We start from the raw sequence: 15,068 nt of genomic DNA on the forward strand, positions 1-15,068 counted from the left end.
AGAACACAATATCAATTACTTGATTTTGGTTTCTTTGTACGTTACGTGCTTGCGTGCTTTAGGATCAAATTTCATGATCTCCATTTTCGCAGGCGTCGTACGCTTGTTTTTGGTAGTCGTGTAGAAGTGACCCGTGCCGGCGGTCGATTCTAACTTGATTTTGTCGCGGCCTGATTTTGCCATGATAGCTCCCTTATTCTGCTAATTAGACTTTTTCGCCACGAGCGCGCATATCGACCAATACGGCGTCGATGCCGACTTTATCGATGACGCGCAGACCGGCGTTGGACAAACGCAGGGAGACCCAGCGGTTTTCAGATTCAACAAAAATACGACGATTCTGCAAGTTAGGCAAAAAACGACGTTTGGTTTTGTTGTTTGCATGGGAAACATTGTTGCCGACCATCGGCTTCTTCCCAGTGACTTGGCAAACACGTGCCATGGCGCACTCCTTAAAGATATTCCAAATTGGAAAAACGAGAGTATATCTAAAATAAGCAGATTTATCAATGACTTGCGAAAAACAATTGTGTCGTGTTGTTGTGAATTAATTTAACAATTTGACTTTCCCCATTCCCCATAGGGAAAAGCACTGGTAAACAGTGCTGTTTACTGTTAGATAAGCGTTTCGGCTCGTCACGTATGTCCTTGTTTACACATGGTTAACTGCGACGAGGGCGGCGCTGGCCTAGATCTGGCCGTGTTCCGCAAACGAATGTACTTGCCTCCCGGCCACGACGAAATGATCGAGGATGCGCACGTCCACCAGCGACAAGGCCTGCACCAGCGCGCGCGTCAGTAACAAATCCGATTCGCTCGGTTCCGGCGTGCCCGATGGGTGATTGTGGGCCAGCATGACGCTGGCCGCGTTGTGCAGCAGCGCCTGCTTGACCACTTCGCGCGGGTACACGCTGGTATGGGTGAGGGTGCCGCGAAACATTTCCCGGCTCGTGATCAGGCGGTTCTTGACGTCCAAAAACAACACGTGAAATGCTTCATGCGGCAGGTTGCCCAGAGTCAGGCGCAGGTAATCCTTGACGGCGTGCGGCGAATTGAGCGCCTGACCCGCCTGCAAGTCCTCGATGATGGCGCGCCGCGCCAGTTCCATGACCGCTTGCAACTGCGCAAACTTGGCGCTGCCCATGCCATGTACGGCGGAAAAACTCACGAGGCTGGCGCCGAACAGGCCCCGCAAGGAGCCGAAGTGTTCCACCGTGTCGCGCGCCAGCTCCACGGCGCTCTTGCCGCGCACGCCAGTGCGCAGGAAGACGGCCAGCAATTCCGCATCCGACAGCGATTGCGCGCCATCCTCGATCAAACGTTCGCGCGGCCGTTCGCTGGCCGGCCAGTCCTTGATGCCCATACTGTTCTCCTGTTTGTCACCGGTGCGTGCCCCAGCATGGTCTTCTTTGACGAAGCCATGGGGCAGGCGCGGCCAGTGTGGCTTACAATATCGTTTTGCATCAGCTACTTGAAAACTCACTATGTCCAACGAGCAACCAGCAGTCGTCACCGAAGCGGCTTACCTCACCCTGCATTATCGTCTTGCTACTGTTGACGGTACTGATATTGTCACTACCTTCAGCGGAAATCCTGCTACCTTGATGCTGGGGCAGGGCCAGCTGGCGCCATTCCTCGAGCAGCGTCTGCTGGGCTTGCCTGAAGGCACGCACCAGACGTTCGAGCTGGCCGCCGGCGAAGGCTTTGGCGAGCGCAATCCCGAGCTGGTGCAGTCGGTTTCGCGCGCGACGCTGGACGAGAATTCGGTGCCGGGCGCCGACTACAAGATCGGCGACCTGGTCGACTTCGCCGCGCCGGGCGGTGGCCGTTTTGCCGGCGTGCTGCGCGAAATGCGCGAGGAATCCGCCCTGTTCGACTTCAATCATCCGCTGGCCGGTCAGCCGCTGCGCTTTGAAGTCAAGCTCATTTCGGTGCTGTGAAGGAATAGCGATGGATAAAGAACTATTACTGGCCCAGCCCCGCGGTTTCTGCGCTGGCGTCGACCGGGCGATCGAAATCGTCGAGCGTGCTCTGCAGCAATTTGGTGCGCCGATCTATGTACGCCATGAAATCGTCCACAACGCCTACGTGGTGGCCGACTTGCGCAATAAGGGAGCCATCTTCATCGACGACCTCGATGACGTACCTGCTGGCAATACGCTCGTGTTTTCAGCGCATGGCGTGTCGAAAGCCGTGCGCGCCGAGGCGGAATCGCGCGGCCTGAGCATTTTTGACGCGACTTGCCCGCTGGTCACCAAGGTACATATGGAAGTGGGCAAGATGCGCCGCGAAGGCCGCGAGATCATCATGATCGGCCATGATGGCCATCCCGAGGTGGAAGGCACGATGGGCCAGGCCGACAAGGGCATGCATCTGGTGGAAACGCTCGACGATGTGGCGGCATTGCAGGTTGCCAATCCGGACAGCCTGGCCTATGTTTCGCAAACAACGTTGTCAGTTGACGACACTAGCGACATTATTGCGGCCTTGAAAGCGAAATATCCGAATATCGCCGAGCCGAAAAAAGGCGACATTTGCTACGCCACTACGAACCGCCAGGAAGCCGTGAAATTCATGGCGCCGCAAGTGGAAGTGGTGATCGTCGTGGGCAGCCCTAACAGCTCGAATTCGAACCGCTTGCGCGAAGTGGCCGAGAAGATGGGCACGCCAGCCTACATGGTCGACAATGCCTCGCAGATCGATCCCGCCTGGCTGGAAGGCAAGCTGCGCGTGGGTGTGACGGCTGGCGCCTCGGCGCCCGAGGTGCTGGTGCAAGCCGTCATCGACCGCTTGAAAGAGTGTGGCGTGAAGAGCGTGCGCTCGCTCGATGGCGTGCAGGAAGCCGTGACGTTCCCGATGCCGAAAGGCCTCGATGGCATCAAGCGCGACGTCGCCTGAGGCAGCTTGGTTCTTGAGTATCGATGAAATAGTTACCTCAAAAACGAATTTAATTTGGAAATGATCGATTTATTCCAAGTTTAGTTTTTGCAAAAGATCGTTATGATTGCCTCAAGCTTGAATGTGTTGTCGTTATGACTAAGCAAGGTCACGCCCGTTTTGAGTGTGTGCACCATGCTGGTGAGAATGATCCAGAGATGGCACTGCAGGAATTTTTCCTCCGGTGCCGTTTTTGTATCAGCGACCCATGTTCTCGCGGAAGTTGTTCCCGAAAAATGCATATTTGATAGGGCAATCATGGATACATTCATCCAGCAGATCATTAACGGCCTGGTGTTGGGCAGCATGTATGCCTTAGTCGCCCTCGGTTACACAATGGTGTACGGCGTCTTGAACCTGATCAACTTCGCCCACGGCGATGTGCTCATGATCGGCGCCATGGTGGGCTTGAGCATCCTCAAACTGCTGGGCATTTATGTACCGGACTGGCCCGGCTACCTGAAACTGGCCACCGCCATCCTCGGCGCCATTCCCATCTGTATTCTGGTCAACATCATCATCGAGCGGGTCGCCTACCGCCGCCTGCGCAACGCCCCCCGCCTCGCCCCCCTGATTACCGCCATCGGCGTCTCCATCCTGCTGCAAACCTTTGCCATGATGATCTGGACGCGCAATCCCTTGCCCTTTCCCCAATTGCTGTCAACCGACCCCATCAATATAGGCGGCGCCGTGATTTCGCAAACGCAGGTGCTGCTGCTGGCCCTGGCGGCCCTGTCGATGGGCGGACTGGTGTTGCTGGTGGAAAAAACGAAAATGGGTCGCGCCATGCGCGCCACGGCGGAAAACCCCCGCGTGGCGGGTCTCATGGGCGTCGATTCCGATAAGGTCATCGTTGCCACCTTTGCCATCGGCGCCGCACTGGCGGCCGTGGCGGGCGTGATGTGGGGCGCCAACTATGCGTCCATCCAGTTCTCCATGGGCGCCATTCCCGGCCTGAAGGCCTTTTGCGCGGCCGTGCTGGGCGGCATCGGCAACATCTATGGCGCCATGCTGGGCGGTATCTTGCTGGGCATTATCGAAAGCCTGGGTGCCGGCTATATCGGCGACATCACGGGCGGCTTCCTGGGCAGCCACTACCAGGATATCTTTGCCTTCGTCGTGCTGATCATCGTGCTGACCCTGCGCCCGTCCGGCATCATGGGCGAACGCGTGGCCGACCGCGCCTGAAGTCACCCATAAAAACAAGGAGTTGACCATCATGGCACTACTCGATTTTGACGCTAAGAAGAATCCGACCAAAGCCTATGCCGGCATGCTGGGCCTGGCCGCGCTGCTGATGGTGTTCCCGTTTTTTGCCGCGCAGTTCGGAAACTCGTGGGTGCGCATCATCGACATGGCCTTGCTGTACATCATGCTGGCCCTGGGCTTGAACATCGTCGTCGGCTTTGCCGGCCTGCTTGACCTCGGCTACATTGCCTTCTATGCCGTGGGCGCCTATCTGACGGCCTTGCTGGCCTCGCCGCAGTTCGCCATCCTGCTCGAATCGGTGGTGAATCAATATCCTGTGCTGGGCGAAACCCTGGTGCAACTGATGGGGCCGGAAATCCGCGAAAACGGCATCCATCTGTCGATCTGGCTCATCGTACCGCTGGCCGCTGCCGTGGCGGGCCTGTGCGGCGCCCTGCTGGGCGCGCCGACGTTGAAGCTGCGCGGCGACTACCTGGCCATCGTGACCCTGGGCTTTGGCGAGATCATCCGCATCTTCATGAACAATTTGAACGATCCCATCAATTTCACGAATGGCCCGCAAGGCATCAATTTGATCGATCCCATCCGCATCTTCGGCGTCAACCTGGCGGGCGAGGCGGGCACCAACAGCACCGTCGTGGTGGGCCGCTTTTCCATGCCGTCCGTGAATGCGTATTACTTTTTGTTCCTCTTCCTGTGCATCGCCGTCGTGTTCGTCACCAAACGGCTCCAGCATTCGCGCCTGGGCCGCGCCTGGGTGGCCATCCGCGAAGACGAGATCGCCGCGAAAGCCATGGGTATCAACACGCGCAACGTGAAATTGCTGGCCTTTTCCATGGGCGCCTCGTTTGGCGGCGTCGCTGGCGCCATGTTTGCCTCGTTCCAGGGCTTTGTCTCACCCGAATCGTTCTCGCTGACGGAATCGATCGCCGTGCTGGCCATGGTGGTGCTGGGCGGCATCGGGCATATCCCCGGCGTGATCCTCGGCGGCGTGATCCTCGCCTCGATACCCGAAGTGCTGCGCCATGTGGTGGAACCGGCCCAGCAGGCGCTGTTCGGCCACGTGGTGATCGAGGCGGAAGTGCTGCGCCAGTTGCTGTATGGCCTGGCCATGGTCTTGATCATGCTCAACCGTCCCGCCGGCCTGTGGCCATCGCCGAAGCACGAAGACCGGCCCGATCACGATGTGGACCAGCCGAATAAATCAACCGGCGTCGTGTCCGCTTAAGGGAGGGATAGCATGAGCGAACAGATCATTCTCAACATTGCCGGCGTGAATAAACGTTTTGGCGGCCTGCAGGCGCTGACCGATGTGGGCATTACTATCCGGCAAGGGCAGATCTACGGCTTGATTGGCCCGAACGGTGCCGGCAAGACCACCTTTTTCAATGTCATCACGGGCTTGTACCAGCCCGACACGGGCACCTTCGAGCTGGCCGGCAAGCCGTATTCGCCGTCCGCGCCGCACAAGGTGGCCAAGGCGGGCATCGCGCGCACCTTCCAGAACATCCGCCTGTTTGGCGACATGACGGCGCTGGAAAACGTCATGGTGGGGCGTCATGTGCGCTCGCACCAGGGCGTATTCGGCGCCATCTTCCGCCACAAGGCGGCGCGCGAAGAAGAGGCGTCCATCCGCAAGCGTGCCATGGAGTTGCTCGATTTCGTCGGTATTGCCCAGTTCGCCAACCGCACGGCGCGCTTTTTGTCGTATGGCGACCAGCGGCGCCTGGAAATTGCCCGCGCGCTGGCGACCGATCCCACCCTGCTGGCCCTCGATGAGCCGGCGGCCGGCATGAATGCGACGGAAAAGCTGGCCCTGCGCGAGTTGCTGGTGAAAATCAAGGCCGAAGGCAAGACCGTGCTATTGATTGAGCACGACGTGAAACTGATGATGGGACTGTGCGACCGCATCACGGTGCTCGAATATGGCAAGCGCATCGCCGAAGGCTTGCCGGCCGAAATACAACAAAACCCGGCCGTCATCGAGGCTTATCTGGGAGGATCGCACGCATGAGCAACCATGGTTTGAACCAGAATGTATTGAAAGTGGCGGGCCTGCATGTGGCCTACGGCGGCATCAAGGCGGTCAAAGGCATCGACCTGGAAGTCAACCAGGGCGAGCTGATCGCCCTGATCGGCGCGAACGGTGCCGGCAAGACGACGACACTGAAAGCCATCACGGGTACTTTGCCGGCCTGCAAGGTAGAAGGCACGATCAGCTACCTGGGCGAGTCGCTCAAGGGCACGAAATCGTTTCACCTGGTGGAAAAGAAACTGGCCATGGTGCCGGAAGGGCGGGGCGTGTTTACCCGCATGTCGATCCGTGAAAACCTCATGATGGGCGCCTACACGCGCACGGACAAGGCCGGTGTCGAGGATGACATCGCCCGCTGGTTTGACGTGTTTCCGCGCCTGAAGGAGCGGGCAGCGCAGATGGCCGGCACCCTGTCGGGCGGCGAGCAGCAGATGCTGGCAATGGCGCGCGCGCTGATGAGCCATCCGAAGCTGTTGCTGCTCGATGAGCCATCGATGGGCTTGTCGCCCATCATGGTGGAAAAAATCTTCGAGGTGATCCGCAAGGTGTCGTCCGAAGGCATCACGATTTTGCTGGTCGAACAGAATGCCCGCCTGGCCCTGCAAGCGGCGCACCGCGGCTATGTGATGGATTCCGGGCTGGTCACCATGGGCGGCAACGCGGCCGCCATGCTCGATGACCCGCGCGTGAAGGCGGCGTATCTGGGCGAGTAATCGCGTTCAGGAAGCGTTCAGGCATAAAAAATGCCCCAGCTGGGCTGGGGCATAATGGCATCCGTCGGGGACGTGCGGGATGGATGCCTGGAGGAGCTGGTATTAAAGTAACCCCCAATCTTAGCGGACCGCCGGAGCGGTCGCGCCAGAATTACTTGGCAGTGCGCGGAACGGCTTTCTCAGCCGCTTGCGTGAACTGGTTCACGGCCGAAGTCAGGTTCGCTTCGATGGTTTCGACGGCTTGTTTGCTGGTTTTCGAGAATTGCTCGTAGCCTGCATTGGCGTTGCCGATGGCGCTTTTCAGCATGGCGACGGCGTTTTCCGAACCGGCTGGCGCGTTCTTGGTGACTTCTTCCACCAGGGACAGAACTTTGCGGTTGGTTTCAGCGATTTGCGATTCAGCAGCTTTGCTGAATTCGGCTTGCGTGCCGGACGTGATGGCAGCCAGGTGACGGCCGTAAGCGATGGCTTTTTCGGCGCTAGGCTGGGCTTGAGCAGTGCTCAGCGAGAAGAATTCTTGTGGATCTTTTGCCGACAGCAATTGCTTGGCGGCGGCGGTCGATTCTTCCAGCGTTGCCTTGGCAGCGGTCAGGTTCAGTTCGACGATCTTTTCGATGCCTTCGAAGGCTTTGCTCGTCAGCGACGAGAAAAGGGCGAATTGGGCTTCCAGGTTGGTTTTGGTAGCGGACGAAAATTGCTCAGGAATTGAAAACATATAAATCTCCAAAAAATCGAAATCTGGTTAATTTGATGCTGCGTGTACCGTTTGGGAAAGCAGGTGAATCTAAATTTTCAAGCTGAACAAGAATTGTGCAACGCAACAAACCCTATTCTACGGCGAAAAAAAGCGAAGTCAAGCGATTCTTGTGCGATGCAACAATTGAATAGATTTGCATCAAAAGCCTTTGTTTCTAAAGAGAAATATTTAATTTCCCTGTGTCAATGGTTTGCGCGAAAACTACTGTTTCCAGGGGCTGCAGGGACGATCGCGGCGCAGCATGCTAGACTTTGTTTCCCGCACTGGCGTAGCGCCCCGGTACCGATCCCGTTTCCCGAGTTGATACCATGTCCAATCTTCCCGCCGCGGCTGGCACCAGCGGTAAACCCTCTTTCCTGACGACCCTGGCGCCGATGGCCTTGCCCGGCTTTTTCGTGTTGTTATGGAGCACAGGTTTTATTGTCGCCAAGTTCGGCCTGCCGTACGCGCCGCCGCTGACCTTCCTGTTGTTGCGCTTCCTGGGCGTGCTGGTGATCCTGCTGCCGCTGGTACTGCTGTTGCGCGCACCGTGGCCCGTGGGACAGTTCCGCCAGATCGCCGTGGCCGGCATCCTGATGCAGGCCGGCTATCTGGCCGGCGTCTGGTGCGCGATCAAGCTGGGCATGCCAGCCGGTTTGAGCGCGTTGATTGTGGGTATGCAGCCCGTACTGACGGCGTGCGCCGCGCCCCTGATCGGCGAATCCGTGCGTCCGCGCCAGTGGCTGGGTCTGTTCTTTGGCTTGCTGGGCGTGGCCCTGGTCGTGTATGCGAAGATCAACCTCGTGGGCCTGACCGTGGACAGCGTGCTGCTGTGCGTGTTTGCCTTGTTGTCGATGACGGCCGGCACCATGTATCAAAAACGCCACTGTCCCCAATTCGACTTGCGCACCGGCACGGTGGTGCAGTTTGCCGCCTCCATCGTGGTGGTGTTGCCGTTTGCCCTGTATTACGAAGGACTGGACTTGCATTTCAGCAGTGTGCAATGGACGGCGAATTTCATAGGCGCCTTGCTGTGGTCGGTACTCGTGCTATCCATCGGCGCCATCTTCCTGCTGTTCGCCCTGATCCGCCGCAGCGATGCCACGAAAGTGACGGGATTGCTGTACCTGACGCCGCCCACGACGGCCGTGATGGCCTGGCTGATGTTTGGCGAAGCATTTAATATGCTGGGCATCGCCGGCATGCTGGTGGCCGTGGTCGGCGTGGTTTTTGTTGTCAAGAAATAGCAGGAGAGCAGGGCAGTGAGCAAACAAGTATCTGAAACACCGTCGGCGCAGCAAGCCGTGGACGCCGTCATTGTGTCGCGCCGTTCGATCCGCGCCTTCCTGCCCACGCCGGTGGCGCAGGATGAGATCGCGCGCATCCTGGAAGTGGCGGCGCGCGCGCCTTCGGGCGCCAACATGCAGCCATGGAAAGTGTATGTGCTGTCGGGCGAAGCGCGCCAGCGCCTGTCGCGCCGCATCCTCGACGCCTATGCCGCACCCAAGGCGCCCGATGCGCCCGCGCGCACGGCGTCGTATATCTATTACCCGCGCCAGTGGACGGCGCCGTTCATCGAGCGCCGCCGCAAGATCGGCCTGGACCTGTACCAGCTGCTGGGCCTGGAAAGGGGCGACACGGCCGGCATGGCGGCCCAGCATGGACGCAACTTCCAGTTTTTCGATGCCCCCGTCGGCCTGATCTTTACCATCGAGCGGGTACTGGAACAGGGTTCCTGGCTCGACTACGGCATGTTCTTGCAAAACATCATGCTGGCGGCGCGCGCGCGGGGGCTCGATACCTGCCCGCAAGCGGCCTTCATCCACTACCATGACATCATCCGCGAGGAACTGGGCGTGCCGGCCAGCGAAATGGTCGTGTGCGGCATGGCGCTCGGCTATGCCGATCCGGACAAGATCGAGAACCGCTTGAGCACGGAACGCGAGCCGTTGGCCGGCTTTGTTAAATTCATGGATAAATAGACACGCCAGCGATCTGCACAGGCAAAAAGCCGGTCAAGGATGAGATTGTTTTCTGATCGCTAACGATTTGTATTTCGTTGCTGCAATAAATACTGTCCTAACTGTTAAATAGGCTTGCGATTACTCTGCATTTCGCTACACTGCAATAAGGCAACAGCTTCACGGGGAATTATCGAATGGCTAAGTTTAAACTTGCGCTGGGTGTCCTGGCTTCCCTGCTGTTTGCGTTGGCGCCGGCTGCGGCCGTGCACGCCAGGGAAGCGAACGGCAAATCCTCAGCCTCCAAGAAACACAACACCAAGAAAGTCAAAGTCGTGCTGCGCAAGGGCGCGACGGCCGCGCCACGCGACAAGACCGTGCGCCGGGTCGTCATGGTGCGCGGCAAACGCAAGGTCATCTATCAAAAAGTCAGCAGCGTGGCCGTGCCCATGGCCGCACCGATGCCCACCATGGGCGACCTGGCTGGCTTGAACCTGACGCGCGATCCGCTCGACCTCAAGTCGAGCGTGGCGCTGGTGCTGGACCAGGCCAATGCGGAAGTGCTGTTTGAAAAGAATTCCAATGTGGCCCTGCCCATCGCCTCCATCACCAAGATGATGACAGGCCTGGTGGTGGTCGAAGCGCACCAGGACATGGATGAAGTACTGACGATCACGGACGAGGACGTCGACCGCGCCAAGTTCAGCAGTTCACGCCTGAAAGTGGGCTCGCAATTGACGCGCGCCAATATGCTGCATATCGCCCTGATGAGTTCGGAAAACCGCGCCGCCTCGGCGCTGGGACGCAATTATCCGGGTGGCTTGCCCGCCTTTGTCGACGCCATGAACAGCAAGGCGCGCCAGTTGGGCATGATGGATACGCATTATGTCGATTCCAGCGGCTTGTCGAAAATGAACGTGGCCAGCGCGCGCGACCTGGGCAAATTGGCCATGGCCGCCTTCCGCCATCCGCTGTTGCGCGAGTATTCGACGGACCCGAAAGCCATCGTCGAAGCCAGCGGCCAGCCCATGCAGTTTGGCAATACGAATCACCTGGTGGCCAATCCCGGTTGGGAAATCGGCTTGCAAAAGACGGGTTTCATCAATGAGGCGGGACGTTGTCTGATGATGCAGGCCGTCATCGAAGGACGGGCCGTGATCATGGTCTTCCTTGATTCCAAGGGAAAACAGTCGCGTACGGCCGATGCGGGGCGCATGCGCAAGTGGCTCGAAGCACTCAAGCCTGCCAACATGAGCCTGCCCGGCGGTTAAAAATGTCCATGGCTGCGTTGCACTAACTCGCCGTACTAGTCGTACTGTCTTCGTTAGTGCGCCTTGCCCTGAACATTTTTATGCGGCAGTGCTCTAGTCTTGTGGGATAAAACCCAAGGTCACGGAAATCTGGTTCGCCGTCTCCACCAAGTCGACCAGCCACTCATCCTGCAAGCGGTCGGCTGGCGCCGAGATCGACAGGCCGGCGATCAGCTTGCCAGAGTCGTCGCGGATGCCGGCGGCCATGCAGCGCACGCCCAGTTCCAGCTCTTCATTGTCGCGCGCATAGCCGCGTTCGCGCACCAGGCTCAGTTCGCGCTCGAGTTTTTGCAGATCCGTGATGGAATTCTTGTTGTGCCCGGCCAGGCCCGTGCGCGTGGCATACGCGCGGATGGCTTTTGGCTCATCCACGGAGAGGAATAATTTACCAGTCGAAGTCAGATGCAGCGGGCCGCGGCCACCGATGGCGCGCACCACCTGCATGCCCGAGCGCTCCGAAAAGGCGCGGTCGATGTAGACGATCTCGTCGCCCTGGCGCACGGACAGGTTGATGGTTTGCTGGGTTTTCTTGTGCAACTGGCGCATGAAGTCCAGCGCCGCTTCGCGCACGCTGAGGCGGCTTTTCACCACATTGCCCAGTTCCAGCAGGCGCATGCCCAGGCGGTACGTGCCCGGTTCGATGCGGTCGACAAAGCGCGTCAGCACCATGTCGTTGAGGATGCGGTGCGCCGTCGAGGGGTGCAGGCCGGAAACCTTGGACAATTCCTTCAGGCTGACCGGGTCGGAATATTTGGCCAGGGCATCGAGCAGGGCGACCATGCGTTCGATGACCTGGATCGTCGTCTTCGGGGCAGCGACCGGTTCAATTTTCATGATGGATTTGGTGCAATGCAGTATTCATCCTTCTTTATACCATGATGTGAAAAAATAGTGAAATGTTCCGAGATATTCAGCGAATAAATTGTCACAATTCTCATATTGGCCGTCATAATTGGCGGCTGGACATACTTTGAACCATGGAAAACTATGCAACCTGTCAATGAATTCAAGAGCAAGAGCGGCTTGAAACGGATTTTTTCCGCCTTTTTCTACTCGCTCGACGGCTTGAAGGCGGCCTGGCGCCATGAACATGCATTCCGCCAGGAACTGGGCTTGTTCGTCGTCGGCACGGTGATCGCCTTGCTGCTGCGCATCTCGGCCTTTGAAAAACTGGTGCTGATCGGTGTGCTGCTGCTGGTATTGATCATAGAATTGCTTAACTCTGCGCTGGAGGCCGTGGTCGACCGCATCTCGCTCGAGCTTCATCCTCTGTCGAAAAACGCCAAGGACTTCGGCAGCGCTGCCGTGCTGCTGACTTGCATCCTGGCCTTTGCTACCTGGGCCGTTGTATTGTTCAACCGCTTTTATTAAGCGTTATATCCCCGTTGCGCACCGCCCATATGCGAAAAACGCATATCAAACGACGAAACGCTTCGTTCTCTTTGCGGCCGTTGCGCCGTAATCTGGTGGCTCTGAAAGTTCAACCATACGGGGATCTTAGATGCTGTCGAAAAAAATCATCATTGCCGCCGCCCTCAGCGCGTTTGCCGTTCTGCAAACGGCGCAAGCTGCCGATATCACCCTGCTCAACGTGTCGTATGACCCGACGCGCGAGTTGTACCAGGATGTGAACACGGCATTTGCCAAGGAGTGGAAAGGCAAGACAGGCGACAACGTCAAGATCAAGCAATCGCACGGCGGTTCCGGCAAGCAGGCGCGTGCCGTCATCGACGGCCTGGAAGCGGACGTGGTGACCCTGGCCCTGGCCTACGACATCGACGCGCTGGCCGAGCACAAGCTGCTGGCCGCCGACTGGCAAAAACGCTTGACGCACAACAGCTCGCCTTACACCTCGACCATCGTGTTCCTGGTGCGCAAGGGCAATCCGAAAGGCATCAAGGATTGGAACGACTTGATCAAGCCGGGCGTCTCCGTCATCACGCCGAATCCGAAAACCTCGGGCGGCGCCCGCTGGAACCATTTGGCAGCCTGGGGTTACGCCTTGCGCCAGCCGGGTGGCAACGAAGCCAAGGCCAGGGATTTCCTCGGCAAACTGTATAAGAACGTGCCCGTGCTCGATTCCGGCGCGCGCGGCGCCACCACCACGTTTGTCGAACGGGGCATCGGCGACGTGCTGATCGCCTGGGAAAACGAGGCTTACCTGGCCGTCAAGGAACTGGGTCCGACCAAGTTCGACATCATCACGCCGTCCGTCAGCATCCTGGCCGAGCCGCCCGTCGCCGTTGTGGACAAGTTTGCCGACAAGCACGGTACGCGCAAGGTGGCCGAGGCTTACCTGAACTACCTGTACACGGACGAAGCGCAAGACATCATCGCCAAGAATTACTACCGTCCGGCCACGGACAAGGCGGCGAAGAAATACGCGTCGCAGTTCGCCAAGGTCAACCTGTTCACCATCGAGCAAGTGGCCGGTGGCTGGACGGCAGCACAGAAGGCGCACTTTGCCGACGGCGGCATCTTCGACCAGATCTACCAACCCAAGTAATATCGGATGGCAATCGGCAACGGTTGCCAGACTGCTACTAAAAGGGATCTATCATGGCGCTGCGCAGCTTTTCCGATTACCGGGTACTGATCGTGCCGGGCTTGCATAACAGCGGTCCAGAGCATTGGCAGAGCCGCTGGCAGCGCCTGTATCCGCAATTCGAGCGGGTCGAGCAGGACGACTGGAATGAACCCGACCTGGCCACCTGGTCGGCGCGCCTGGACCAGGTGCGGCGGCAAGATGCGCGCCCCACCCTGATCGTCGCCCACAGTTTCGGCTGCCTGACGACGGCGCACAGCCTGGCCCGCGACCCGCACGGCGTGGCCGGCGTGCTGCTGGTGGGGCCTGCCGATCCGGACAAGTTTGGCGTGGCGAAAGCCTTGCCGCAAAAGCGCCTGCCTTGCCCCGGCATATTGATCGCCAGCCGGACCGACCCGTGGATGACGGCCGAACACGCGGCGCAGTGGGCACGGCGCTGGAATTGCAAGTATATTGATGGCGGTGCGCTGGGCCATATCAACGCCGAGTCGCGCCTGGGGGACTGGGTCTATGGCCAGGCGCAACTGCAAACACTGTTTGATCTGGCGCAAAGCGACAAACGCCACCGTCAGGCAGCCTGATTCGACGAATATCCGGCCACACAATTTTTCAAGGAGATCACGATGACTTTACGCCTGGGCGATGTCGCCCCTGATTTTGAACAAGACAGCTCGATCGGCACGCTCAAGTTCCACGAGTGGGCTGGTAATTCCTGGGTAGTGCTGTTTTCCCACCCGGCCGACTTTACTCCCGTGTGCACGACGGAACTGGGCTTGACAGCCAAGCTCAAGCCGGAATTTGACAAGCGCAACGTGAAGGCCATCGCCCTGTCCGTGGACGCAGCCGAGTCGCACAAGAGCTGGATCAAGGATATTGAAGAGACGCAAAACACCGTGGTTGGCTTCCCCATCATCGCTGACGTCGACAAGAAAGTGTCGGTGCTGTACGACATGATCCACCCGGAGCAATCCGTCACGGCCACCGTGCGCTCCGTCTTCATCATCGATCCGAACAAAAAGGTACGCCTGATCCTCACGTATCCGCTCAGCACGGGCCGCAACTTCAATGAAATCCTGCGCGTCATCGACGCCCTGCAACTGACGGATGGCTACACGGTGGCGACACCAGGCAACTGGAAAGATGGCGACGACGTCATCATTCCATTGACCGTGCAAGACCCGGACGTGATCAAGCAGAAGTATCCGAAGGGCTTTACGGCCGCCAAGCCATACCTGCGCTTGACGCCGCAGCCCAACAAGTAATTCCGGGGTCAGTCGCTTCGCGATTGAAATGCGTTCTACTAGGACGCATTTCCCCGCCGGGTCTGACCCCAGCATTTGTCTCGGGTATAAATATGTCTAAGAAGCAAAAACGCACCTCGCCGGTGCGTTTTTTTTGGCTCTGTCCCCGATAAGTAGGGGAATTCCGAGAATTTTCCTGGGGCCCTGCTGTCTGACGGTACATAGCAGACAAACGGGAGTCTTCCATGCAGCCAGCCCAGTGGCAAACCTTCATCGCCCAGTTCACCGCACTGAGCCAGCGTCAACGCCTGGCGAGCATCGCCCTGCTGCGCGGGGCAGCGCCGCAGGACGCCGCCGTGGCACTCGTCGAAAGCGTGGCCC

Annotated in this window: 18 protein-coding genes and 1 pseudogene; 14 read left to right on the plus strand and 5 right to left on the minus strand. The window is 58.6% G+C overall.

Annotated features, from left to right (window positions below; all coding sequences use genetic code 11):
• Positions 1–15 precede the first annotated feature (15 nt).
• The 3 genes from rpmG to radC all read right to left on the minus strand — a co-directional run bounded on the left by rpmG (position 16) and on the right by radC (position 1,363).
• On the minus strand, positions 16–183 hold the full coding sequence (gene rpmG, locus ACQ4WN_RS25390; protein WP_010400929.1) for a 50S ribosomal protein L33: 168 nt from the start codon (positions 181–183) through the stop codon (positions 16–18).
• 22 nt (positions 184–205) lie between these two features.
• Entirely contained in the window at positions 206–442 is a 237-nt protein-coding gene (rpmB, locus tag ACQ4WN_RS25395) for a 50S ribosomal protein L28 (protein ID WP_010400928.1), read from the minus strand.
• 246 nt (positions 443–688) lie between these two features.
• A complete protein-coding gene (gene radC / locus ACQ4WN_RS25400) occupies positions 689–1,363 on the minus strand; it encodes a RadC family protein (RefSeq protein ID WP_436554006.1) in 675 nt (224 codons plus the stop codon).
• A 121-nt stretch (positions 1,364–1,484) separates the two neighbouring features.
• On the opposite strand from radC, the gene ACQ4WN_RS25405 reads away from it, so the two are divergent.
• From ACQ4WN_RS25405 to ACQ4WN_RS25430, 6 genes are all read left to right on the plus strand, one after another.
• Positions 1,485–1,940, plus strand: a complete 456-nt coding sequence (locus tag ACQ4WN_RS25405) for an FKBP-type peptidyl-prolyl cis-trans isomerase (RefSeq protein WP_436554007.1) — start codon at positions 1,485–1,487, stop codon at positions 1,938–1,940.
• Positions 1,941–1,950: 10 nt separating this feature from the next.
• The gene (gene ispH, locus ACQ4WN_RS25410; protein WP_436554008.1) at positions 1,951–2,898 is read left to right on the plus strand and encodes a 4-hydroxy-3-methylbut-2-enyl diphosphate reductase; all 948 of its coding nucleotides are present in this window, start codon (positions 1,951–1,953) and stop codon (positions 2,896–2,898) included.
• Between the two features lie 297 nt (positions 2,899–3,195).
• Positions 3,196–4,125: a branched-chain amino acid ABC transporter permease gene (locus tag ACQ4WN_RS25415; protein ID WP_131689621.1), complete on the plus strand. Its 930-nt coding sequence runs from the start codon at positions 3,196–3,198 to the stop codon at positions 4,123–4,125.
• 31 nt (positions 4,126–4,156) lie between these two features.
• Positions 4,157–5,374, plus strand: a complete 1,218-nt coding sequence (locus ACQ4WN_RS25420) for an ABC transporter permease subunit (protein ID WP_436554009.1) — start codon at positions 4,157–4,159, stop codon at positions 5,372–5,374.
• A 12-nt stretch (positions 5,375–5,386) separates the two neighbouring features.
• Positions 5,387–6,160 carry an ABC transporter ATP-binding protein gene (locus ACQ4WN_RS25425; RefSeq protein ID WP_070281341.1) on the plus strand — a complete coding sequence of 258 codons (774 nt, stop codon included), beginning with the start codon at positions 5,387–5,389 and terminating at the stop codon, positions 6,158–6,160.
• An 11-nt stretch (positions 6,161–6,171) separates the two neighbouring features.
• Positions 6,172–6,894: an ABC transporter ATP-binding protein gene (locus ACQ4WN_RS25430; RefSeq protein WP_436554015.1), complete on the plus strand. Its 723-nt coding sequence runs from the start codon at positions 6,172–6,174 to the stop codon at positions 6,892–6,894.
• Positions 6,895–7,045: 151 nt separating this feature from the next.
• Here the strand turns inward: ACQ4WN_RS25430 and ACQ4WN_RS25435 are convergent, their stop codons facing one another.
• Positions 7,046–7,609 (minus strand): phasin family protein, encoded by a 564-nt coding sequence (locus tag ACQ4WN_RS25435; RefSeq protein ID WP_436554010.1) that lies wholly within the window; start codon positions 7,607–7,609, stop codon positions 7,046–7,048.
• Positions 7,610–7,959: 350 nt separating this feature from the next.
• Here ACQ4WN_RS25435 and ACQ4WN_RS25440 point away from each other — a divergent pair, with 350 nt between their 5' ends.
• From ACQ4WN_RS25440 to pbpG, 3 genes are all read left to right on the plus strand, one after another.
• A complete protein-coding gene (locus tag ACQ4WN_RS25440; protein WP_436554011.1) occupies positions 7,960–8,877 on the plus strand; it encodes a DMT family transporter in 918 nt (305 codons plus the stop codon).
• A gap of 15 nt (positions 8,878–8,892) precedes the next feature.
• Positions 8,893–9,612, plus strand: a complete 720-nt coding sequence (locus tag ACQ4WN_RS25445) for a nitroreductase (RefSeq protein WP_436554012.1) — start codon at positions 8,893–8,895, stop codon at positions 9,610–9,612.
• A 176-nt stretch (positions 9,613–9,788) separates the two neighbouring features.
• Positions 9,789–10,862 (plus strand): D-alanyl-D-alanine endopeptidase, encoded by a 1,074-nt coding sequence (pbpG, locus tag ACQ4WN_RS25450; protein ID WP_436554013.1) that lies wholly within the window; start codon positions 9,789–9,791, stop codon positions 10,860–10,862.
• 93 nt (positions 10,863–10,955) lie between these two features.
• Here pbpG and ACQ4WN_RS25455 read toward each other — a convergent pair whose 3' ends face one another.
• On the minus strand, positions 10,956–11,735 hold the full coding sequence (locus ACQ4WN_RS25455) for an IclR family transcriptional regulator (protein WP_046685991.1): 780 nt from the start codon (positions 11,733–11,735) through the stop codon (positions 10,956–10,958).
• 153 nt (positions 11,736–11,888) lie between these two features.
• Between ACQ4WN_RS25455 and ACQ4WN_RS25460 the strand changes: the two genes are divergently transcribed.
• The 5 genes and pseudogenes from ACQ4WN_RS25460 to ACQ4WN_RS25480 form a co-directional block, all read left to right on the plus strand.
• Positions 11,889–12,272: a diacylglycerol kinase gene (locus tag ACQ4WN_RS25460; protein ID WP_101482473.1), complete on the plus strand. Its 384-nt coding sequence runs from the start codon at positions 11,889–11,891 to the stop codon at positions 12,270–12,272.
• 130 nt (positions 12,273–12,402) lie between these two features.
• Positions 12,403–13,407: a sulfate ABC transporter substrate-binding protein gene (locus ACQ4WN_RS25465; RefSeq protein WP_076568192.1), complete on the plus strand. Its 1,005-nt coding sequence runs from the start codon at positions 12,403–12,405 to the stop codon at positions 13,405–13,407.
• Positions 13,408–13,460: 53 nt separating this feature from the next.
• Positions 13,461–14,027: an RBBP9/YdeN family alpha/beta hydrolase gene (locus ACQ4WN_RS25470; RefSeq protein ID WP_436554014.1), complete on the plus strand. Its 567-nt coding sequence runs from the start codon at positions 13,461–13,463 to the stop codon at positions 14,025–14,027.
• A gap of 42 nt (positions 14,028–14,069) precedes the next feature.
• Positions 14,070–14,708: a peroxiredoxin gene (locus tag ACQ4WN_RS25475; RefSeq protein WP_071322311.1), complete on the plus strand. Its 639-nt coding sequence runs from the start codon at positions 14,070–14,072 to the stop codon at positions 14,706–14,708.
• Positions 14,709–14,932: 224 nt separating this feature from the next.
• Positions 14,933–15,068: pseudogene (locus tag ACQ4WN_RS25480) on the plus strand (IS1595 family transposase); the annotation flags it as partial.

It is taken from the genome of Janthinobacterium pasteuri (genome assembly GCF_051380775.1).
Classification (GTDB): Bacteria; Pseudomonadota; Gammaproteobacteria; order Burkholderiales; family Burkholderiaceae_D; genus Janthinobacterium.